Origin of the sequence: Aeromonas sp. R10-1 (assembly GCF_040908465.1) — a bacterium.
Taxonomy (GTDB): domain Bacteria; phylum Pseudomonadota; class Gammaproteobacteria; order Enterobacterales; family Aeromonadaceae; genus Aeromonas; species Aeromonas caviae.
In genome coordinates this window covers 1-18,889 of sequence record NZ_JBFODT010000020.1, presented here as the reverse complement: position 1 = coordinate 18,889, position 18,889 = coordinate 1, and the positions used below count along the sequence as shown (strand labels likewise).

17 protein-coding genes and 8 tRNA genes are annotated in these 18,889 nt (G+C 61.0%); 12 read left to right on the top strand and 13 right to left on the bottom strand.

The window, feature by feature from the left end; translation table 11 throughout:
- Positions 1–60 precede the first annotated feature (60 nt).
- From AB5Y93_RS09200 to AB5Y93_RS09190, 3 genes are all read right to left on the bottom strand, one after another.
- On the bottom strand, positions 61–306 hold the full coding sequence (locus AB5Y93_RS09200; RefSeq protein ID WP_213319685.1) for a hypothetical protein: 246 nt from the start codon (positions 304–306) through the stop codon (positions 61–63).
- A gap of 107 nt (positions 307–413) precedes the next feature.
- Positions 414–1,373, bottom strand: a complete 960-nt coding sequence (locus AB5Y93_RS09195) for a Wzz/FepE/Etk N-terminal domain-containing protein (RefSeq protein WP_151027896.1) — start codon at positions 1,371–1,373, stop codon at positions 414–416.
- A gap of 47 nt (positions 1,374–1,420) precedes the next feature.
- On the bottom strand, positions 1,421–3,961 hold the full coding sequence (locus tag AB5Y93_RS09190) for an SLBB domain-containing protein (protein ID WP_368229210.1): 2,541 nt from the start codon (positions 3,959–3,961) through the stop codon (positions 1,421–1,423).
- A gap of 879 nt (positions 3,962–4,840) precedes the next feature.
- Between AB5Y93_RS09190 and AB5Y93_RS09185 the strand changes: the two genes are divergently transcribed.
- Entirely contained in the window at positions 4,841–5,047 is a 207-nt protein-coding gene (locus tag AB5Y93_RS09185; RefSeq protein WP_041215736.1) for a YgdI/YgdR family lipoprotein, read from the top strand.
- Positions 5,048–5,102: 55 nt separating this feature from the next.
- On the opposite strand, the gene AB5Y93_RS09180 is transcribed toward AB5Y93_RS09185, so the two are convergent.
- Both AB5Y93_RS09180 and AB5Y93_RS09175 read right to left on the bottom strand, forming a co-directional pair.
- Positions 5,103–8,663, bottom strand: a complete 3,561-nt coding sequence (locus AB5Y93_RS09180) for an ATP-binding cassette domain-containing protein (RefSeq protein WP_368229209.1) — start codon at positions 8,661–8,663, stop codon at positions 5,103–5,105.
- 97 nt (positions 8,664–8,760) lie between these two features.
- Positions 8,761–10,038, bottom strand: a complete 1,278-nt coding sequence (locus tag AB5Y93_RS09175; RefSeq protein WP_368229208.1) for an alpha/beta fold hydrolase — start codon at positions 10,036–10,038, stop codon at positions 8,761–8,763.
- Between the two features lie 236 nt (positions 10,039–10,274).
- On the opposite strand from AB5Y93_RS09175, the gene AB5Y93_RS09170 reads away from it, so the two are divergent.
- Both AB5Y93_RS09170 and AB5Y93_RS09165 read left to right on the top strand, forming a co-directional pair.
- On the top strand, positions 10,275–10,409 hold the full coding sequence (locus AB5Y93_RS09170) for a hypothetical protein (RefSeq protein WP_080560565.1): 135 nt from the start codon (positions 10,275–10,277) through the stop codon (positions 10,407–10,409).
- Between the two features lie 155 nt (positions 10,410–10,564).
- Positions 10,565–10,786: a hypothetical protein gene (locus tag AB5Y93_RS09165; protein ID WP_010675494.1), complete on the top strand. Its 222-nt coding sequence runs from the start codon at positions 10,565–10,567 to the stop codon at positions 10,784–10,786.
- A gap of 64 nt (positions 10,787–10,850) precedes the next feature.
- On the opposite strand, the gene AB5Y93_RS09160 is transcribed toward AB5Y93_RS09165, so the two are convergent.
- Positions 10,851–10,926 (bottom strand) — tRNA-Asn (locus AB5Y93_RS09160).
- Positions 10,927–10,931: 5 nt separating this feature from the next.
- Positions 10,932–11,007: transfer RNA gene (locus AB5Y93_RS09155), tRNA-Phe, on the bottom strand.
- 380 nt (positions 11,008–11,387) lie between these two features.
- Here AB5Y93_RS09155 and rraB point away from each other — a divergent pair.
- On the top strand, positions 11,388–11,723 hold the full coding sequence (gene rraB / locus AB5Y93_RS09150) for a ribonuclease E inhibitor RraB (RefSeq protein ID WP_010675493.1): 336 nt from the start codon (positions 11,388–11,390) through the stop codon (positions 11,721–11,723).
- Between the two features lie 68 nt (positions 11,724–11,791).
- Here rraB and AB5Y93_RS09145 read toward each other — a convergent pair whose 3' ends face one another.
- Positions 11,792–13,765 carry an EAL domain-containing protein gene (locus AB5Y93_RS09145; protein ID WP_069652056.1) on the bottom strand — a complete coding sequence of 658 codons (1,974 nt, stop codon included), beginning with the start codon at positions 13,763–13,765 and terminating at the stop codon, positions 11,792–11,794.
- 166 nt (positions 13,766–13,931) lie between these two features.
- On the opposite strand from AB5Y93_RS09145, the gene AB5Y93_RS09140 reads away from it, so the two are divergent.
- Entirely contained in the window at positions 13,932–14,426 is a 495-nt protein-coding gene (locus AB5Y93_RS09140; protein ID WP_029314787.1) for a hypothetical protein, read from the top strand.
- Between the two features lie 100 nt (positions 14,427–14,526).
- On the opposite strand, the gene AB5Y93_RS09135 is transcribed toward AB5Y93_RS09140, so the two are convergent.
- Genes AB5Y93_RS09135 through rsgA form a run of 5 tightly spaced genes read right to left on the bottom strand, consistent with a single transcriptional unit; the run spans position 14,527 to position 17,368 of the window.
- Positions 14,527–14,928 carry a hypothetical protein gene (locus tag AB5Y93_RS09135; RefSeq protein WP_042014295.1) on the bottom strand — a complete coding sequence of 134 codons (402 nt, stop codon included), beginning with the start codon at positions 14,926–14,928 and terminating at the stop codon, positions 14,527–14,529.
- 2 nt (positions 14,929–14,930) lie between these two features.
- On the bottom strand, positions 14,931–15,182 hold the full coding sequence (locus AB5Y93_RS09130) for a DUF2960 domain-containing protein (protein ID WP_010675489.1): 252 nt from the start codon (positions 15,180–15,182) through the stop codon (positions 14,931–14,933).
- A 4-nt stretch (positions 15,183–15,186) separates the two neighbouring features.
- Positions 15,187–15,435: a VF530 family DNA-binding protein gene (locus tag AB5Y93_RS09125; protein WP_041212447.1), complete on the bottom strand. Its 249-nt coding sequence runs from the start codon at positions 15,433–15,435 to the stop codon at positions 15,187–15,189.
- Positions 15,432–16,304, bottom strand: a complete 873-nt coding sequence (gene asd, locus AB5Y93_RS09120; protein ID WP_042879887.1) for an archaetidylserine decarboxylase — start codon at positions 16,302–16,304, stop codon at positions 15,432–15,434. The genes AB5Y93_RS09125 and asd overlap by 4 nt, the downstream gene beginning before the upstream one ends.
- A 29-nt stretch (positions 16,305–16,333) precedes the next feature.
- Positions 16,334–17,368 (bottom strand): small ribosomal subunit biogenesis GTPase RsgA, encoded by a 1,035-nt coding sequence (rsgA, locus tag AB5Y93_RS09115; RefSeq protein ID WP_042879889.1) that lies wholly within the window; start codon positions 17,366–17,368, stop codon positions 16,334–16,336.
- 91 nt (positions 17,369–17,459) lie between these two features.
- Here rsgA and orn point away from each other — a divergent pair, with 91 nt between their 5' ends.
- The 7 genes from orn to AB5Y93_RS09080 all read left to right on the top strand — a co-directional run bounded on the left by orn (position 17,460) and on the right by AB5Y93_RS09080 (position 18,871).
- Positions 17,460–18,005, top strand: coding sequence for an oligoribonuclease (gene orn, locus AB5Y93_RS09110; protein ID WP_041212448.1), 546 nt, complete (start codon positions 17,460–17,462; stop codon positions 18,003–18,005).
- A 177-nt stretch (positions 18,006–18,182) separates the two neighbouring features.
- Positions 18,183–18,258: transfer RNA gene (locus tag AB5Y93_RS09105), tRNA-Gly, on the top strand.
- 25 nt (positions 18,259–18,283) lie between these two features.
- Positions 18,284–18,359 (top strand) — tRNA-Gly (locus tag AB5Y93_RS09100).
- 32 nt (positions 18,360–18,391) lie between these two features.
- Positions 18,392–18,467, top strand: a tRNA-Gly gene (locus AB5Y93_RS09095).
- A gap of 114 nt (positions 18,468–18,581) precedes the next feature.
- Positions 18,582–18,657: transfer RNA gene (locus AB5Y93_RS09090), tRNA-Gly, on the top strand.
- Between the two features lie 24 nt (positions 18,658–18,681).
- Positions 18,682–18,757: transfer RNA gene (locus AB5Y93_RS09085), tRNA-Gly, on the top strand.
- Positions 18,758–18,795: 38 nt separating this feature from the next.
- Positions 18,796–18,871 (top strand) — tRNA-Gly (locus tag AB5Y93_RS09080).
- Positions 18,872–18,889: the final 18 nt, after the last annotated feature.

Here is an 18,889-nt window from a genome sequence, read left to right as displayed (position 1 = left end):
ATCACTGAATAAATAGAAAAACAATAAAGACTGCCCTGAGGCAGTCTTTATTTCATTATATCAACGAGCTGTGCTGGTGACAGTCGAGGAGTTGTCGTCGTTGTTGTTGCTGGCAACGGCAACGGCAACACCGATGGCAGCAGCAGCGGCTACGCCAACGGCGATGGCACCAGCGGTGATGCCACCGACAGCAGCAGCGCTAGCAGCACCGGCACCGGCAGCGGCGCCACCAGTGCTGGCGCCTGCGCCAGCAGCGGCTTCTTCAACAGCCATGGTCGGGCTGGACAGGGCCAGCAGTGCAGTCATAATCAAAACACTCTTCTTCATATATTTCCCTTATAAAATCAGAATAGTCGACGATCGTTCTACTCTATTGTGATGGCAAGCCATCGTTTTTGATCAATTTGCATCCATTATTTTTTATCATGACGGAATGCAAATCGAACCAAAATTATCATCACCCCCAACATGCCGCCCAAGAGGGCACCCAATACGACGATGAGTGCCCGTTTCGGCTTTATTTTCTCTTCGGCGATAACGGCAGGGTCAAGCACTTTAAAGACATATTCCTGATTGACTTCGGCGAGCATCAAGGTTTTGGTCTGCTCTTCTATCAATTGATAAAAGACTTTCTGCATATCTGCAACGGAAGTCTTGGAGAGTTGTTCGGTCAAATAGGCGATATTGCGTTTTGACTCTTCCTGATCCCGCTGTTTCATGGTGCTGTTGAGATCGTCGATCAACCAGTCCACCCACTGTTTTGCCAGTTGCGGGGAGTAGAAGTCGACGCTGACGGTCAGCAGCCCTGTCTTGGGGTCGCTATTGAGATTGACCAGGCTCCTGAACGCCTTGATGAGCTCCCAGTCAGTGGGCTCGGGAGACCTGCCGGGCGGCATCTCGCGGACCCACTGTTGGGACTGGGTGTCATAGACTTCGGGGTCGATGAGCAGCTCCCCCGTGGTTTTATCCATGCCGGTGGCGGCGATCAGGGGGACGGCCAGTTGATGGCGGCGAATGAACTCCCCGAGAAACAGCCGCGACTTGCCCACCTCGATGGCGATGGAAGCCTTGTCTCCTCCTTTGTTGCCCAGATCGACCCCGGCCAGGCTGGCCAGCCCGCCGAAGCGGGAGGCCAGCGCGGAGAGTCCTCCCCCCTGTTGTTCAAGGGAGGGGGTCAGGAGCGCTTCGGCACGATAGATGTTGGGACTCCACAGTGCGAAGGCAACGGCGAGACAGGTCGCGATCAATGTGGTGGCAAAGAGCCACCACTTGCCTTGCCACAGGGCAATAGCCAGCTCTCGCAGGTCGATTTCATCGCTTGCCGGAGCAAGATCCCTCGGCAAGGGAATGACGTTCGCTTTTTGTGCTTCCATGATGATGTGATGAGTCCTATGGAATATGACTGGACGCGTCCAGCGCGTTACTTGATGGCGGACCAGGCGACGCCCAACTGATACATGATCTGGGTCGCCGAAGACATGATGCTCAGGTTGTCCAGATAGTCGGTATCCACCGGCACTATGATGGTGTCCCCCGGCTCCAGGCTCTTGCGTCCGCCAAACCAGCTGTCATTGGGCAGCATCACGCTGCCGTTGGCCTTGATGACATAGACGCGATCGGTATCGGCTTGCTTCTTGGTTCCACCGGCCAGGCTGATGTACTCGTTGATGCTGGTCTCCTCTTTGTAGATATGGGAAGAGGGGAACTGCACCATGCCCGCGATGGAGACCACGTTCTGCATGGTCGGGATATAGAGTTTGTCGCCATCCTCAAGCAGGACGTCTGACTGTTTCTCTCCGGCCAGCAGGGCTGGCATGTCGATGGTCATGCGTCCGATGGCCTTGCTGTTTTCCAGCTGGTTGACCACCGACATGGCTTCGGCAGGGGAGCTGCTGTAGTTGGCAATGGTGCTCTGTCTGCGCAAGGTCATGGTCGAGATCTCCTGGCGAAGTTCATCGCGCAGCATCACCAGCCGCTCTTCCTCCTGCTTGCGCAGGGCCTTGCGGGCGAAGATGGCCCCGTTGGGGTTGGCGTAGGTCGTGATGCCACCCACTCGCTCGATCAGATCATGCAGGCTTTCTCCCCGGCGCACGGTGTAAGTGCCCGGGAATTTCACTTCACCGAAGACTTGGACGGTCGCCTCTTCCCGCCACTGGGGATGGGGCAGGACGTTGATGTTGTCCTTGGATTGCAGCAGCGGTGAACCGTAAGGGCTGTTGGCGGTATCCAGCGAGAATCGTTCGTTCTGTACCAGGATACTGTCGCCCCGCTCATTGACGCGGGAGAGTTCGACCACGTTGGCCTGCTCGTTGAATCCGCCGGCGGCCAGGATGGCATCGGACATGCGGCTGTTGTCGGTCAGCGGGTAGAGGCCCGGGTATTTCACTTCACCACGCACTTCCATGATCTTCACCGGCTGACCCAGGGTAGACTGTGCCTTCAGGCGCTCGATGACAGGCGCCAGAAGGGCTTGCCGTGAATCGGCGACCACTGCGTCCGTGGCGGTCTTGTCGGACAGGGAGGAGAGCTTGATCTGAGAGTCATTGCTGAGCTCGTCAGTCTTGACATCGGCGCCTGTGGAGACGTCGGTCCGCATCATGGCGGCGTTGTCCAGCTCTCTCGTCTTGGTCTTGAGATCTTGCACTCTTGTCGAGGTTGCGGCGGTCTCTCTGAGCCGGTCAGTGGCATCGTTGCGGAACACCAGTACCTGGTCCCTGGCCTGGAGTACCACGTCGTCTTTGCTGCCCGGCTGTTGCAGCGCCTTGCCCAGGTTGAACTGGATAACGCTGATATTGCGTTGGGAATCCACTTCCCTGACGACCAGGGCATAGCTCAGGTCGGTCGCTGATAGGAGATCCCGCTGAACGCTCTTGAGCAGGTTGCTGATGCGGGTGCCCGGGGTATAGCTGTAGACGCCATCACGTACCACGGCCCCTTTGACGACGATGGCCTGGCTGTACTCGGTGCTGCTCGGTTTGACCGAAATCTTGTCACCGTCCCGGATGCTGAACTGACGATCATGGCCATTGGCCAGCGTCAGGTTGAAGACCTTCAGACCGGTATCTGTATGACGTTCTACCGAGACTTCCTGCAAGGCGGACGCCTTTACGCCACCGGCCAGGGCGAGCACGTCCGCCAGGGGCGCCGAATTTCTCAATTCGTAGATGGCGGGGCGCTTGACCAGTCCGCTGATGGACACTTCACTGCCTTTGGCCGGGACGAAGACGGTATCCCCCGCCTGCAAGCGAATATCCTGGCTGGTATCCCCCCAGACCAGCATCTTGTACAGATCCACATCGATGACTTTCTGTCCGGCCCGCTTGACCTGGATCTTGCGCAGGGAGCCGACGGTGTCGATGCCGCCAGCCGCCTGCAAGACCTGGGTGACGGTCGCCATGCCGCTGACATTGTAGGCACCGGGGCGATAGGCATCCCCCATCACAAATACCTGCATGGCGCGCATGGAACCAAAGCTGATGAAGGAGTTGACGCCTATCATCTGCTCCTTGATCCGGGTTTCAAGGTCGCTTCTGAATTGCTGGAAGGTCAATCCACTGGCAGAGATAGGACCGAGACTGGGGAAATCGATGAAGCCTTCGCGACCGACGCTCAGGTCATAGACCGCGTTTTCCTTGCCATACAGCTGTACATGGATTTCATCCCCCGGGCCAATGACATAATCATCAGCAACGGGCATGTCGGTCACGGGGGCATCCAGAATGGGTTCCCCGGCGAACACATTGTAACCGAATGGTTGGAGCTCCCCTGGCTGGGCTACCCCTGCGATCAGCGGGCGCTGGGATACCTGGCTATAGTCGACCTCCCGTGGCGCAGCTACCGGTGTTGACGGGGTGACAGGGGTCATGGCGCTAGCATTCTGGAACTGGTCGACAGAAATACCGTATTGCTTGGCCAGAGCCTGTTGCTGATCAGCGGGCAGGCGCTTGAATTGTTCCATCATCTGCGGGCTGATTTGCGGCGCAGCGAATACATTTAAACTAATCGCAGCTAATATCCATGGCGCTGTTATAAATTTCATTTTAGGTAAAGCCTTGCAATGTGTTTGTTCAGATTGCTGAAGATGGTGGGTAATAAATAGGGGGTTTACTCGGTCATCGAGTAAATTAGACTTTCTTTATATATCCGTGAAAAATAACAAGCCCCGTATATTAGAACATGCTTGTGTGACGTTTTTATATGCAAGGTACCCAGGTAATGGAAGGTCCGGGTATGCCCAGCGCTGTCAGCATGAGGAACAAACCACCCGCAGGGGCAGGGATGGCATGATTGGTACTTGGGGTCAGTGTGCTGCCCTGTGTACGGCAATTATTGTGCCTTCACTCATTATGCGTGTCACAACGTCCATGCTGGTCAGGGATAAAAAGACATGGCTACCGCATCCGAAGGGCAAATCGGCATGGGATGTATATTTTTTGTTATTTTTTTCAGGCTAGACGACAGTGTGCGTCGTATCCCGATGGTCAAAGCGTCAAATTGTTGATTGTATTGGCAATGACTATGAGATTTGTTTTCCGCGCGGAAATTTATCAAAAGTGTATTTTTTTGCAACATATATCAGACAATTCCTATGACCAATCTCGGATTATTCCTTTCTTTGAACAGAAGGCACAATAAATGACCGGGTATGTGACTGTGTGTGGATAATTCAACATGCAGGGCGTAATGACTTTGTTTCTGGTATCTGTGCGGGGGTGTCGTATGGATTTTGTCTGGTGGGGTTGACTTTTTGCTCTAATTTTGTGGTTGCTGCAGTCTGAAACCCACCCTGAGCTAGGCTTCATCTATCACCGCCAGGGTGAGCGTGAAGAAGGGGAGAGTGATGAAAGCTGTGATGATGCTGGTTTGTCTGTTGGGATTGGCGGGGTGCAGCTCCCAATACATCATGAGCACCAAGGATGGCAAGATGATTGCCACCGACAGCAAACCCAGGTTGGACGAGACCACAGGCATGTATCGCTATTACGATGAAGAGGGGAGGGAAGTGCATATCAACAAGGACGACATCACCCAGATCATGGAGCGTTGAGGCTCTCCTCAAGCAACAAGGGCTGCCCGCGGGCAGCCCTTGTCATTTTCAGCCCTCACACCGTCTGGGGCACCTGGCGGTTCACCTGACCCACGAACAGCTGGTGGAAGCGGGAGTGGGGGTTGGCCAGCAGGCTCACCGGCGAACCCTGCTCCACCACGGTGCCGGCCTCCATCACCACCACCTTGTCCACCGACAAGAGCGGCTCCAGATGGTGGGCGATCACCAGGTAGCTGGCCTCCGGCCGGTAGCGGTAGAGCAGCTCCGCCATCTTGCGCATGCCGCCGTGATCGAGGTCCGAGGTGGCTTCGTCCAGCACGATGAGCGGTCGGCGCGACAGCAGGATGCGGGCGATCACCAACAACTGGGTCTCGCCGGCGGAGAGTTGCAGCCTGTCGAGATCCTCATCCAGCCGCCCGGCGCAGCGCTCGGCGAGGCCCACCCGGGCCAGCGCCTGCTCAAGCACGGCGTCGTCATGCTCGGTCAGGGGCGTCAGATTGGCCCGCAAGGAGCCAAAGAAGGTGAGCGGGATCTGGGAGACGGTGTCGTAGAGATCGCGCACCGCCTCCGGTGCAAGTCGTGACAGTGGCTGATTGCCGTAGAAAATCTCTCCCTGGGAGGCGGGATACATGGCCTGCAATACCCCCAGCAGGGAGCTTTTGCCTGCCCCGGTACGCCCGCACACACCCACCTTTTCACCTGGGGCCAGCTCGAAGCTCACCTTGTGCAGCGCCCACTGGCTGGTCTGGGGGTAGCGCAGTCCCAGGTTGTCGAAGCGCACTGCGGGGTGAGGGGTGGTGAGGGCCTCTCCCTCCTGGCGTTCGCTCTCTATTTCGCTGTATTCGCGCACCCGCTCTACCGCGTTCATCACCTGTTCCACTTCGGCAAAGGTGCGGATGAGGGAGTTGAGCATGGCGGAAGCGGTAAAGGCATAGGTGATGGCCACGGCCCCCAGCAGCGGGCTGTTGCCAAAGGCCACCATGAGTGCCACGGCCCCCACCAGGGCGGCGGAGAGCAGGGTCTGGTGCATGCCGAGCCAGCGGTTGATGGAGGTGGTGGTGTACCAGCTGCGCAGGTTGTTGTCATAGTGGTGCAGCACCTGGTCCAGCGCGAAACGCTCGGCCCCGGCCAGGCGCAGGGCGGGGGCGCCGCGGATGGTCTCGCTGATGCTGATGTAGAGCGGGGAGCGCAGCACCGAGGACTGGCGCCGCAGCTTGAGTTGCACCGCCCGGTAGCGGCGCTGCAACACATAGAGCGCCCATCCCACCAGGGGGGCGATGAGCAGCAGCAGGGGAATATTGATGCCGATCACCACCACCTGCAAGGCCACGGACACCAGCATGCCGAACAGTCCCACCAGCATGGAGAGCAGCATCTCCTGCGCCTCCCCCAGATCCCGGTCGAAGCGGTTGAGGATGCGCCCCTGGGGGACCTTGTCGAAGAAGGCCATGGGGGCGCGGCTGATGCGTCCCAGCATGCCGTCAAACAGGGTCCAGGCCAGCTTGAGGCCGAGTTTGTAGTTGATGACCCGCACCGCCATGATGCAGGTGAGGGAGCCCGCCCCCAGCAGCACATAGATGCCGAGCAGGGTCGTGACGTCGCTCACCTCGGCCTTGCCGCCGAGCCAGAGATCCGAGGCGATGCGCAGCCCTTCCTGGCCCAGGGTGAGCAGCAGGACGAGCAGGATGGCACCGGGGGCGGCGAGGCGCTGCCACATGAAGCCAAACAGCCCCCAGTCCACCTTGCCCTCCACCACTTTCTCCTCGCTGAACTGCTCCGCCTCCTGAGGGGGCACCGGCGGGGCGGGCTGGGGATGCTGGACAAGATCCGCCAACTGGTGGGCATCGAGCTCCACCAGGCGCCCCTGCTCGATGCGGATCACCCGATCGCACCTGGCCAGCACATCCGGGTCGTGGCTCACTAGGAGCCGGGTCGGCCCCGGCTTGAAGGCGAGCCCCTGCTCCAGTACCTGGGCCGCGACCATGGGGTCGAGCGCAGACAAGGGGTTGTCCAGCAGGAGGATATCGGCCCGGGCGTAGAGGGCGCGAGCCAGGGCGACCCGCTGCTGCTGGCCGCCGGAGAGGCGGGTGCCGAGCTCCCCCACCAGGGTTTGATCCCCGTGGCTGAGCAGCGCGAGATCGGCCGTGAGGGCGCAGGCGCCGAGCACCCAACGATAGCGCTCGGCGTGCCAGGGCTGGCCGAACAGGATGTTGTTGCGGATGGTGTCGTTCATCAGCCAGGGCTTGTGGCCCAGATGGGCAACCCGGCCGTGGCGACGGATGCTGCCGGCAAACTCGCTGTCAAAGCCGGCAACCAGATGCAGCAGGCAGCTCTTGCCCGCCCCGGTGGCCCCGGTGATCCCCACGAGCTCCCCCGGTGCGATGGCGAGGTTGGCTCCCTCGAGCACCGGTTTTTGCTGGTGCAAGGCACTGACGCCTTCCAGGTGGAGGGCCCCCGCCGGCAGGGCGGGATCATCGAGTTCCCGGTGCTGCTCCGGGCTGTTCAGGAACTCGCACAGCCGGTTGAAGCCGGTGTTGAAGTTGATCAGGGTGCGGATGAGGTAGGGCAGTCGCATCATGGGGATGCGCAGCACGGTAAACAGGGCGATGGTGGTGAACACCTGGGGCAGGGTGAGGGTGTTGCCCGACGCCAGGTAGGTGGTGAAGGTGGCCAGGGTCACCAGCAGGGGAGTGCTCAGCATCAGCCCTTCGTTGATGGCATCGAGCCTGAGCACCCTGCCCAGCACCCCCAATTCCTGCTGGCGCTTGGTGTTGGCCGCCCGGGTAAAGAAGGGGCCAAGCCCGTTCTGGCGCACCAGCCGCAGCTTCTTGATGTATTCCGCCAGGATGCCGTTGCGCTCGTCCTGTTGACGCTTGAGCTGCTGCTCCTGCTGGTTCATGCGCCGTACCACCCGGGTGGAGATGAGCAGCAGCAGGGCCAGCACCGCGAAGCCCACCAGACCGGCACTGCCCACCTGCCACACCAGCAGGGCGATGGTGCCGATGAGTTGCAGCGCCATGGTGACCGGCATGGCGGGGTCAGCCAGGATCCAAGTAATGTCCCACACGTCCCGGTTGATGAGGTTCTGAACCCGGCCGCCGGCCCTGTCGTCGAAGCTCTTGCCACCCTGCTTCATTACCTTGGCGAGCAGGGATTCGGCCAGCAGACGGCGGATGGGCACGTGCATCTTGAGGGCCAGTTGCAGGGAGTGCTCCGCCAGCATGCCGGCGGCGAGCACGGAGGCGAACAGGGCCAGGGCCAGCAGCAGCTTGTGGCCAGTGGTGGCATCGGTGCCGAGCTGGGTCATGCTGTGGTTGAGCAGCCAGGGGCTGGTCAGGGTGGCGAGCATGCCGAGCAGTTGCAGCAGGGTGAGCAGGCCAATCCGTCCCTTGTAATGGCGCCAGATAAAGGCGGTCAAGGGCCAGGGGCGCACCGGCTGGCGGGCGGTGAGCGCGAGGAAGGCGTCGGCGCGGCCGTCGCGCCTGTCTTCCGGCAGCAGGGGATAGAGATCGTCGAGACTGACCTGGGGCTGGGTGAGCCCCTTGCGCAGCAGCGGGCCGGTCCAGCGATAGAAGAGGCGACTCAGCCAGCCGGCCGAGATTTCCGGATGATCCAATGGGTGTCCTTGTTATTTTGTGTTGCTTCCATGGGCGGGGCGGCTCATGGGCCGCCCTCGAACTTGTTGTCTTGCTGCGGGCGTGCACCCGGCGGGATCAGCGATCCCGGTTCATGCGGATGAGCCGATCCAGGATCCGCTCGCCATCGACCCGCAGGCCGTTGTGTTCGTACTCGTTGGTGATCCAGGCGCGGCTGTTGCCAAGCCCCTTCAGGGTGTCGCGGCTGTAGTCAAACTCCACGTACATGTCCTCGGCATAGACGGCGCAGGCCACCGGCACAGTGTTGCGGGCCAGCTGCGCCGGGTCGTAGAGGGGACCCCAGTCCGCTTTCTGGGCAAGCAGGTGGGCGGCCTCCTTCAGGGGAATGAGCTCGCGGAACTGCTCGAACATCCAGGGGAAGATCATCTCGCCGGTGAAGGCGAAATCTTTGCCTGGCGCCCAGGCCAGGGCAGGGAACTCCCTTCTCACCCGCTCGGCCGCCCAGTTGCTGGCACTCCCTTCGCAATAGATGAGCTCGTGCAGGATGGCGAACACCGGGTTGGTGTTGAACGGCTGCATGGCCTGCACCTGATAGAGGAAGGCGGGGTTGAGGCGTTCGCCGATGAAGGCGTCTTCCAGCAGGAAGTAAAGTGCCTCGAAGGCGCCGCTGGCCCCCAGATCCAGCCCCTGCTGCTGCAACTGCTCCACCGTCAGGCGCTGGCCGTTGGGCAGGCGCACATCGTAGTGGTGCAGGTGGTTGGCCAGCCGGTTGGCCAGGGCCTGGGCATGGGGGAAGCGGGTGAAGAAGGCGCGGTTCTTGTCCGCTACCCGCTGGTAGGTGGCGCGGTAGACCTCATCCGCACTGCGCCCGATGGGTGCCACGCCGCCGGTGAGGTAGACCTCGTGCAGGCTCCGCGGGAACAACGAGAGATAGGTAAGGCTGCAAAAGCCGCCGAAACTCTGGCCGAGCAGGCTCCAGGGGCGCCCCGGGCTCAGCACCTCGCGAATGCATTCGGCGTCGCGCACTATGCTGTCGGCGCGAAAATGGCCGAGGTAGTCCGCCTGCTGACCTGGGGTCATCCCCGCCAGGGCGTCAGCACTGATGGGGGTGGAGTGGCCGGTGCCGCGCTGATCGAGCAGCAGCACCCGAAACTCCTGCAGGGCCCGCTTGATCCAGCCGCCATCGGCGGTCGGGCGAGGAGCGCCAAAGCCCGGGCCCCCCTGCAAATAGAGCAACCAGGGCAGGTCATCATCCAGCTTGTCCTTGCGGCAGAGGGTGCGGCCAAACAGGGTGAGGGTCGCCTCCTCGTCGGGATGCTGGTGGTCGAGGGGCACGGTAAAAAAGTGTGGCTCGCAATGGATGCCATCCAGCACATAGTGCAAGGGGCTGCTCATCTGGGGTCTCCCTGAGGGTAGGAAAATCGTCGGCCTCATCATAGCCCTGGCGCAGGGGCGGGTCACGCCGGTTTTCCAGATTGTTAACAGAGATGGAGCCTAAGGTCGGTGTCGTACAAGGTGTGGTTTCGCCGCGGTTGACGGCGGGCTGCAACTGGACAAAGATGAGCCGCCTGCCGGGACGGGCAGGGATAGGTCAGCACCCCGGGTGCAGGAAACTGGATGGAGTTGGCTCGATGAAGCCGAGATGGATACGTGTTCGCAAGAGACGCACACAGAGGGATCCGGAGGGGGTGCTGCAGGTGGGTTTGCTGGTGTTCAGCGCCACCTGTGGTGCCACTCTGTTGCTGGCGGCCTGCAACGGCGGTTAGCTGAGTGAAACAGACCCGCTTGTCATGAGCGGGTTTTTTCATGCCGGAGCAGAAGGTCGGGACCTGCCTGTAGCCCTTTGCTGACGCGGGTTTGCGGTATGCAGAGCACGGCTGCTATGGTCAATTTACGACCGGATCCACAGAGGGAGGCGATCATGAACAGTCGTGAAAAAGTCCTGGCTCATTTGGCCACAGATCACCGGGTTGCAGGATTGACCGCCGGCGAGGCACTGGCTGGCATGAGCCACTCGATGAGTTCGCTCCTGCTGCAACAGGATCAGCACTTCTTCCGCCGCCATGCGGACGACCCCTGCCACGAAGTCGCCCGGGCCTGCTCGGCCGGACACGTATGGCATGGGGACGAAAACCACTACTAGCCCCGGCATGTGAGTAAATGACAGATGCAAAAAGGCCCGCTCATCTGAGCGGGCCTTTCGAATTTGGCTCCTCCTACTGGACTTGAACCAGTGACATACGGATTAACAGTCCGCCGTTCTACCGACTGAACTAAGGAGGAATAGTTGGTGCCCAGAGACGGAATCGAACCGCCGACACGGGGATTTTCAATCCCCTGCTCTACCGACTGAGCTATCTGGGCAACGGCGCGCATTAAACCCTTTCTGGACTGAGGTGTCAACCACAGGCCGCAGATTGATGTACCGTTCGCTCGATATCCGAGCAATCTTCCCGTGATTGGACCGATTTCCCCGTTTTAACCATGAAAAGAGGGGCGCCTGCGGGGCAGGGTGGGCCGACGGCCAGCAGAACATCATGAAGGGGGCGAGCTGCCTGACGTGCCGAGGGCTGCCCGCTGGCGCCAAGCCGGAAGAGGCGCCAGTTATCTTGGCCCATCGATTGAGCCTGCCGCGCTCTGCGGGTATGCTTTGCCGCACTCATCCCCTGGCCATGGTCCGGGCCGACGCGGCTGGCAGGGGTGACATCCATCCAACATCGCCTGGGGTTTATATGAATACCAATATGCAAGAGTGGCGCGAAGAGACCGCCGCCATCGTCAACGAGCTGCTGGCCGATGGCAGCAACCCGGATCTGGATTACGAGATTGAGCACCACTTTGCCTGCCAGAAGTTCGATCTGCTGGAGAAGGCGGCGGTCGATCTGTTCAAGGCCGGTTTCGAAGTGACCGACGCCGAGGAGATGGAGCTGGACGACGGCGCCACCATCTTCTGTTTCGACGCCATGGTGGAGTGCAAGCTGGACATCGACACCATCGTCGCCGACATCGAGAAGATGCTGCCCATCCTCGAGAAATACGGGGTGGACTACGACGGCTGGGGCACCTACTTCCAGGAGTAAGTGCGCCAGATCATGCACGCTTTGCAAAAACAACAAGGCCACCCTCGGGTGGCCTTGTTGTTGCTGGCTTACTGCTCCGGCAGCTGGTAGCTGCGGGCAAAGTCGGCCGGTGGGAGGGGGCGGCTGAACAGATAGCCTTGCAGCCGATCGCAACCGACCTGCACCAGCCAGGCCTGCTGCTCCGGTGTCTCCACCCCTTCGGCGGTGATCTTGATGCCAAGCTCATGGCCCAACCCGATGACGGAACGCACGATGGCGGTGGTGGCCTGGTTGGTGGCCAGCCCCTGGGTGAAGCTTTTGTCGAGCTTGAGGGTCGCCACCTGCAGTCTGGGAAGGTAGGCGAGGGAGCAGTAGCCGGTGCCGAAGTCGTCGATGGCGAGCTGGAAGCCCGCCTCGATGAGGCTGGCCAGGTTGCTCTCTATCTCGTCGGCATTCTCCATCAGCACCCCTTCGGTGATCTCCAGCTCCAGTTGCCAGGGGGCGAGCCCGTGGCGCGCGATGCAGTCGAAGATCTGCGGGCAGAGCTCGGGATCGCGGAACTGCAGGGGCGAGAGGTTGATGGAGAGCACCAGATCCGGGGCCGCCACCTGCCAGCGGGCAAGCTGGGCACAGCCGAGCTCCAGCATCAGCTGGCCGAGCTGGCCGATAAGCCCCAGCTCCTCCGCCAGCGGAATGAACTCGTCGGGGGAGATCATGCCGAATTCGGGATGGGGCCAGCGGCAGAGCAGCTCTGCCCCGTGCAGCCGGTTGCTGTGGGTGCAGATGATGGGCTGGTAGACGGCGGTCAGTTCGGCGGACTTGATGGCGAGTGGCAACTGGGCGGCGATGAGCTGGCGGCGTTTGAGCTTGGCATCGAGTGCGGGGTCGAACAGGGTGCAGTGCTGCTGCTGGCGCTTGCCCTGGGCCAGGGCGGCCTCGGCGTGGCTCAGCAGACGCTCGGCATCCTTGGCCTTGCCATGGGCGATGCCGAGGAACACCGGGATCTGGATCCTGTGCTCCTCGACCTGGTAGGGTGTCATCAGCTCCTGCTGCAGGTTGCGGCTCCACGTATCCAGAGAGAGGGGGAGCTCGGGCAGCAGCAGGGCGAAGTCATCCGCCGCGACCCGGCAGAGCAGGGACTGGGGCGGCGCCAGCCGTTGCAGGCGGCGGGCCACCTGGCTCAGCAGGCGGTCGGCGACCCGGATGCCGAAGCGATCGTTGATCTCGCGAAAATGTTGCAGATCCACCAGCAGCAGGCTGGCCTTGCGGGCGCCCAGATGACGGCTGGTCTGGAGGAAGTGGGAGAGCTTGAGCAGGCCGGTCAGGCTGTCGTAGTGCTGCTCCTGCTGCAACTGGGCCTGGGTGGTGCGCAGCCCGGTGATGTCGCGGCTCAGGGTAAGGATGCCGAGGGAGTTGCCCTCGTCATCCGGCACCTCGACCCGGGTGACCTCCAGATGGCGGCCTCTGCCCTGGGCATCCACCACGCAATACTCCCCCTGACCCAGGGTTTGTTCGACGGGCAGCCGGGGCGGGACGCGCCGACCCAGAGCCTCGCTTGCCACCAGCCCCATGAAGTCGAGAAAGGCCTGGTTGCAGTCGATGAGCACGCCCTGGTGATCCTCGAGACGGATGAGGTCGGGAATGGCATCCAGCAGGCGGCGTTGCAGCAACTGCTGCTGGCGGAAGGTTTGCTCCAGCTCCTTGCGCTGATCGATGGCGCTGACCATGGCAAACAGGGCGATGGGGTCGCCGTGCTCGTCATACAGGGGAACCTTGTTGATCTCCATCCAGCTGGCGCCTTCGCCGCTGTGGCAATGGAGCTGCTGGTGCAGCAGGGGTTTGCCGTCGGCCAGCAGGCGGTCATCTTCCTCCCGGAATACATCCCCCCAGGGCATCTCGGCATCGCTCTTGCCAATGAGTTCGCTCGGGTCTTGCAGGCCGGCTTCCCTGGCGAATGCCTTGTTGGCAAACAGGTACCGTCCGTGCTTGTCCCGGCAGAAGATATTCATGGGTAACTGGTCGATGATCTGCTGCAGCAGCGCCAGGGAGAGCGAAGAAGTCACGAGAGCACTCACGGGGGAGACTTCGAGCAAATCTATGATAACAGGTGGGTTTTGTAAAGCCTGGGTTAAGAGTACGCCATTTGTGCGGATCCCTGCTGACAGCCTGTGTCGCGATCGCCATAATAGCCGCCGGTTGGCCTATGGCCTTATGGATGAGAGAAGCAGCATGAAGAAGATAATGGGGGGCGCCCTGGCCCTGTTGATGGTGGGTTGTGCGAGCGACAACAACGGCGGCGAGCAGTATCGCTATACCCCGCCGGTTGCCAAGGCAACCAACAACACCCAGGAGATGGCGATCCCGGTGGATCTGGTGTGGGCCCGTGCCGAGAAGTGGTTCGGCGATCACGGCCTGAACATCGAGAACAGCCAGCGTGGTGCCGGTCTGATGACCGCCAACGTGGAAAACTCGGCCGATGGTCTGGAGTGGCTGGATTGCGGCACCATGGGGTCCAAGGTGGCGCTGGGCAACCCCAACCTGCAGATCAACCTGATCATCACCCAGAGCGGCAACAACAGCGTCGCCACCGTGAACGTCAAGGGCAATACCCAGCTCTACTTCGTCGAGTCCTCCGGCGAGCGAGTGCTGGCTCCCTCCATCACCCCGGTGTGCGTCTCCCGCGGCAGCCTGGAACAGAGCCTGTTCTCCACCCTCGGCAACTGATCCTGCCGGGTATCATGAAAAACCCCGTTGCGTGCTACGGGGTTTTTTTATGCCTGCTCAGCGCCGATCAGGGCGTGGGGGGAGGGATGAAGCCAGAGGATCAGGGGGTCAGATCGCCGTGATAGAGCACATGGTCGCCGGACTTGAGCACATACCCCTTCCAGGGGAAGAGCTGATAGCCGCCGCCCTGCCAGGACCAGTTGCCCTCTTCGCCCTGGCGGATCAGCCGGATCGGCTCGCCCTCTGGCAGGGTCAGCTCGGCCTGACTCTGATCGGCATTGAACAGCACGAAAGCGCTGACGGTCTGACCGGCATCGGTCGGGTTGAGGCGAATGCCCTGCTCGAACAGACGCACGCACTGGCCTGCCAGCGCCGACCATTGATAGCCCGCGCTGCCGATGCAGCCATGTTCGTCGCGATCCGCGCCGACCAGGGGCTCCTTCGGTGTCGTGTTGCAGGCGGCCAGCAGCAGGGTGGCCGCCATCAGGGTCAGGGTGCGCATGGTTACTCCTTGGCGTCCCGTTCGATGACGATGTTGGAGAAGCCCAGTTCCTTGAAGTAGTTCTCCCGGTAATCCTTCACGCTCTTCTTGTCGCGGCGGCACACCTGTGCCAGCTGCTCTTCCATGGCGTGGAAGCGGGTCAGATCGATCCCCTCGGCGGCGGCAACGGCATCATAGATGCTGTTGAACTTGTCGTTGGCGTAGCCAATCTCCCTGGCCTGCTTCTTGTAGGTATAGGTAATCTTGAACGCCATGGCGTCACTCCTTCTCTTTGGCCTGCTTGCGCTGGACGTACAGATAGAGGCTTTCGACCTTCTCTCTGGCCCAGGGGGTCTTGCGCAAGAACTTCAGGCTGGACTTGATGCTGGGATTATCGGTGAAGCAGCGGATATTGATCTGCTGCCCCAGCGCTTCCCAGCCATAGTGCGCGACCAGGGCGGTGACGATGGCCTCCAGGGTCAGCCCGTGCAGCGGGTTGTTCTTCTGGGAAGCGGGTTGATCGCTCATGCTTGCGCCGCCAGGGTGGCAAAGGGCTGACCCATGCGGGTGGTGACCCCGTTGGCCAGGTGCGGCTCGAAACCGGCCAGCATGCCCGGGCCAAACAGGCAGACCACTGTGCTGCCCAGCTTGAACAGGCCCATCTCGGCCCCCTTTTGCAGGGTGATGGCTTCGTCGCCGGTGTAGTCCCAGCGCACCACCTTCTTCTCTTTGGTCGGCGCTATGTTGCCGGCCCAGATGGTCTCGATGCTCGCGACGATAGTGGCACCGACCAGCACCAGGGCCATGGGGCCGTGGGGGGTACGGAAGGTGGCCACCACCCGCTCGTTGCGGGCAAACAGGTTGGGCACGTTCTCGGCGGTGAGGGGGTTGACGGAGAAGAGATCCCCCGGCACGAACACCATGCTCTCCAGCACGCCGTCCAGCGGCATGTGGATGCGGTGGTAATCCTTGGGTGCCAGATAGATGGTAGCGAAGTCGCCATCCTTGAACGGGGCCACCAGATCTTCATAGCCCCCTAGCAGCTCGCGGGCGCTGTAGTCGTGGCCCTTGGCCTGGATGATGCGACCTTGGCTGATGGGCCCGAGCTGGCTGACGGTGCCATCCACCGGCAGGGCCAGGGTCATGGCGTCTTCCACCACGGGGCGGATGCCGGGTTTGAGCTCGCGGGTGAAGAAGGCGTTGAAGCTCTTGTAGTGGGCAGGGCTCTCGTGCAGCGCCTCGCTCATGTCGACCTGGTACTGCTTGATAAAGGCCTCGATCACTTTGGTGGTGAGGTTGCCCGCTTCGGCGGCGGCAAGTTTGCCCACCAGGCGGGAGAGGGCGTGTTTGGGCAGGCAGTATTGACCGGCAATTTTCAGGTTGTCAGTGATGCTCATGATCTTCATCTGGGAATGAGTTGAACGGGTCACAGCCGCGCCTGTTGGCGACCGTGTCGGGCTTCCTGCATGGTTTCCAGGATGCGGTGGTAGTTGTGGAAGCGATCGGCGCTGATGGCGCCCGCTTCGACCGCGGCGCGCAGGGCGCAGCCGGGATCATCCTTGTGGGTGCAGTCGCGGAACTTGCAGCCACCCAGGTAGTCGCGAAACTCGACGAAGCACCAGGTGATGCGGTCGGCTTCCAGGTGCCAGAGGGCGAACTCGCGGATCCCGGGGGAGTCGATGAGATCGCCGCCGCTCGGGAAGTGGTAGAGCCGCGCCGTGGTGGTGGTGTGCTGGCCGAGCCCCGAGTTCTCGGAGATCTCGCCGGTGAGCACGTCCAGCCCCGGCATCAGGGCGTTGGTGAGGGACGACTTGCCCACCCCGGACTGGCCCACGAAGATGCTGATCTTGTCGGTGAGCGCCGCCTTGAGGGCGTCGATGCCCTCACCGCTCTCGCAGCTCACCAGCAGCACCTCATAACCGAGCTTGCGGTAGGTCTCGAGCTGGTGCTCGATACGGGCGCGGGCCGCGTCATCGAGCATATCGACCTTGTTCAGCACGATGAGGGGCGCTATCTCCACATCTTCTGCCGCCACCAGGTAGCGGTCGACGATGTTGGTGGAGAACTCGGGCATCACCGCCGAGACGATGATGATCTGGTCGATGTTGGCGGCGATGGGTTTGACCCCGTCGTAGAAGTCCGGCCGGGTCAGCACCGAGTGGCGCGGATGCACCGCCTCGATGACGCCGGCAGTCGCGGCATTGAGGCCGGGGCGCCACACCACCTTGTCGCCGCACACCAGGCTGCTGATGCTGCTGCGCCGCAGGTTGCTGCGGTGGATGGCACCATCGCTCGCCTCGACATCCGCGTGCTGGCCGAAGCGGCTGATTACCACCCCTTCGATGGCGGGGCCGAACAGGGTGTCATCCACCTCTGTGGTGTGCTCTTTTTGCAGCCGCCGCTCGCGGTTGGCCTGGACGCGCCTTTGTTGACCCAGATTGAGTTTTGCTTTCTTTGCCACGGGGTTTGCCAGTTTATGAACAGATTCAAAGCCAGTATGATACATGCAAATTGGCAAAATTCCGCCATTCCTCCCAATAGAGAGAGCAATCATGACAGTCAGCGCGCAGAACCTGGTATGGATCGACATGGAGATGACGGGTCTGGACCCCGAAGAGAACGTGGTACTGGAGATCGCCACCATCGTCACCGACAAGGACCTGAACGTGCTGGCCGAAGGGCCGGTCATCGCCATCCACCAGAGCGAGGAAGAGCTGGGCAAGATGGATGACTGGAACGTCAACACCCACACCAAGAGCGGGCTGGTGGCACGGGTCAAGGCGAGTGAGTACGACGAGGCCAAGGCCGTTGCCGAGACCCTCGCCTTCATTCGCCAGTGGGTGCCGGAGCGCACCAGCCCCCTGTGCGGCAACAGCATCGGCCAGGATCGCCGCTTCATGGTCAAGCACATGAGCGATCTGGAAGCCTTCTTCCATTACCGCAACGTGGACGTCAGCACCATCAAGGAGCTGGTCCGTCGCTGGCAGCCTGAACTGCTGGATCAATTCAAGAAGAGCGGCTCCCACCAGGCGCTGGACGACATCCGCGAATCCATCGCCGAACTGCAGTTCTACCGCACCCACGTCTTCAAAATCTGAGTGGCTGGCAAGGGTTTGCCGTCGTTCGGTTGCTAAAATCAGCAGTTCGGCCAGCTTTTGAGCGAACGGCTGCAACCAGACAAAAAAGCCCTTGCAATTGGAATGTCTGCTCTTATAATTCGGCTCCCGTACAGTAGCGCAAGCAACCAAATGCTGTACGGTCTGTTTTCAGGTTTTGCGGGAATAGCTCAGTTGGTAGAGCACGACCTTGCCAAGGTCGGGGTCGCGAGTTCGAGTCTCGTTTCCCGCTCCAAAATGTTTGCTGATGACGTTCCGATGCGGGAATAGCTCAGTTGGTAGAGCACGACCTTGCCAAGGTCGGGGTCGCGAGTTCGAGTCTCGTTTCCCGCTCCAATCATCAGCACAGCCTCAAGACAATCCATGTTGCGGGAATAGCTCAGTTGGTAGAGCACGACCTTGCCAAGGTCGGGGTCGCGAGTTCGAGTCTCGTTTCCCGCTCCAATATGCAGTGCCGGAGTCACCGCGTTGGTAGAGCATGTTCAGTGCTTGCCAAGGTCGGGGTAGCGAGCGCGATTCTCGTTGCTGGCTCCAAAAATATGTAAGTGATATTCCGATGCGGGAATAGCTCAGTTGGTAGAGCACGACCTTGCCAAGGTCGGGGTCGCGAGTTCGAGTCTCGTTTCCCGCTCCAATCACTTGCAGATGACATTCTGTTGCGGGAATAGCTCAGTTGGTAGAGCACGACCTTGCCAAGGTCGGGGTCGCGAGTTCGAGTCTCGTTTCCCGCTCCAAACAGTGTCCGGTAGATATGTGTAAGTGACATTCCGTTGCGGGAATAGCTCAGTTGGTAGAGCACGACCTTGCCAAGGTCGGGGTCGCGAGTTCGAGTCTCGTTTCCCGCTCCAATCACTTGCAGATGACAT

Excerpts from the sequence above, each read along its gene's own strand:
- AB5Y93_RS09200 (WP_213319685.1), bottom strand. The coding sequence starts at position 306 with ATGACTGCACTGCTGGCCCTGTCCAGCCCGACCATGGCTGTTGAAGAA.
- AB5Y93_RS09195 (WP_151027896.1), bottom strand. The coding sequence starts at position 1,373 with ATGGAAGCACAAAAAGCGAACGTCATTCCCTTGCCGAGGGATCTTGCT.
- AB5Y93_RS09190 (WP_368229210.1), bottom strand. The coding sequence starts at position 3,961 with ATGATGGAACAATTCAAGCGCCTGCCCGCTGATCAGCAACAGGCTCTG.
- AB5Y93_RS09185 (WP_041215736.1), top strand. The coding sequence starts at position 4,841 with ATGAAAGCTGTGATGATGCTGGTTTGTCTGTTGGGATTGGCGGGGTGC.
- AB5Y93_RS09175 (WP_368229208.1), bottom strand. The coding sequence starts at position 10,038 with ATGAGCAGCCCCTTGCACTATGTGCTGGATGGCATCCATTGCGAGCCA.
- AB5Y93_RS09170 (WP_080560565.1), top strand. The coding sequence starts at position 10,275 with ATGAAGCCGAGATGGATACGTGTTCGCAAGAGACGCACACAGAGGGAT.
- AB5Y93_RS09165 (WP_010675494.1), top strand. The coding sequence starts at position 10,565 with ATGAACAGTCGTGAAAAAGTCCTGGCTCATTTGGCCACAGATCACCGG.
- rraB (WP_010675493.1), top strand. The coding sequence starts at position 11,388 with ATGCAAGAGTGGCGCGAAGAGACCGCCGCCATCGTCAACGAGCTGCTG.
- AB5Y93_RS09140 (WP_029314787.1), top strand. The coding sequence starts at position 13,932 with ATGAAGAAGATAATGGGGGGCGCCCTGGCCCTGTTGATGGTGGGTTGT.
- AB5Y93_RS09135 (WP_042014295.1), bottom strand. The coding sequence starts at position 14,928 with ATGCGCACCCTGACCCTGATGGCGGCCACCCTGCTGCTGGCCGCCTGC.
- AB5Y93_RS09130 (WP_010675489.1), bottom strand. The coding sequence starts at position 15,182 with ATGGCGTTCAAGATTACCTATACCTACAAGAAGCAGGCCAGGGAGATT.
- AB5Y93_RS09125 (WP_041212447.1), bottom strand. The coding sequence starts at position 15,435 with ATGAGCGATCAACCCGCTTCCCAGAAGAACAACCCGCTGCACGGGCTG.
- asd (WP_042879887.1), bottom strand. The coding sequence starts at position 16,304 with ATGAGCATCACTGACAACCTGAAAATTGCCGGTCAATACTGCCTGCCC.
- orn (WP_041212448.1), top strand. The coding sequence starts at position 17,460 with ATGACAGTCAGCGCGCAGAACCTGGTATGGATCGACATGGAGATGACG.